This is a genomic window from Methylobacterium frigidaeris, assembly GCF_022179185.1.
GTDB lineage: Bacteria > Pseudomonadota > Alphaproteobacteria > Rhizobiales > Beijerinckiaceae > Methylobacterium > Methylobacterium frigidaeris.
On the sequence record NZ_BPQJ01000134.1, the window covers coordinates 1 to 678 of the forward strand.

General features: G+C 71.7%; 1 protein-coding gene. It reads right to left on the reverse strand.

The features are described from left to right. Nucleotides 1–9: 9 nt before the first annotated feature. On the reverse strand, nt 10–576 hold the full coding sequence (locus MFF64_RS36570; RefSeq protein ID WP_238193923.1) for a cytochrome b: 567 nt from the start codon (nt 574–576) through the stop codon (nt 10–12). Nucleotides 577–678: the final 102 nt, after the last annotated feature.

Sequence of the window (678 nt, forward strand, 5' to 3'; positions counted from 1 at the left end):
ACGCCCCGGTCATGCCCCTGGCCGGAGGATCGTTGCCGAGCGGCGGAGACGCCAGGGTGCCATGCTGGAGAACACGCCGTCCTGGCGGACGAGCGCGTGTAGCAGCGCCGCTGCGAGATGCACGAGGATGACGCCGAACAGCGCGTAGGCGAGCACGGTGTGAACAGCGCGCAGTCCTGCGTAGAGCATCGGGCTCTGCGGGAGGATGGGTGGAAGCACGAGCGGACCCGCGAGCACGACGGGGTAGCGCGCCGCCGAGAGCATCGCCCAGCCCACGAGCGGCATCGCGAGCATCAGCGCGTAGAGCGCGACGTGCGAGGCGTGGGCCGCTCGCCGCTGCCAGGTGGGCAGGTCGGCCGGCAGCGGCGGGGGAGCATGGCGCCGCCGGTTGGCGAGCCGCAGCAGCGCCAACACCAGGATCAGGATCCCCAGCGGCCGGTGCAAGGAGACCAGGGCGTGATAGTCGGCGAGCGAAGTCACCATCGCCACTCCGATCAACAGCATGGCGAGGATCAGCACGGCCATGCTCCAGTGAAGCAGGCGCGCGGGCAGGTTGAAGCGGGGCGATGACGTCACAGGGCTGCTCCGTGGGGCGGCGCGCCAGCGACGGCGCTGGGCGCCTTGTCCTCGCCAGCGCGGCGGGTGAAGGACTGCGAGTAGGCCGCCGAGCGGGCGCTC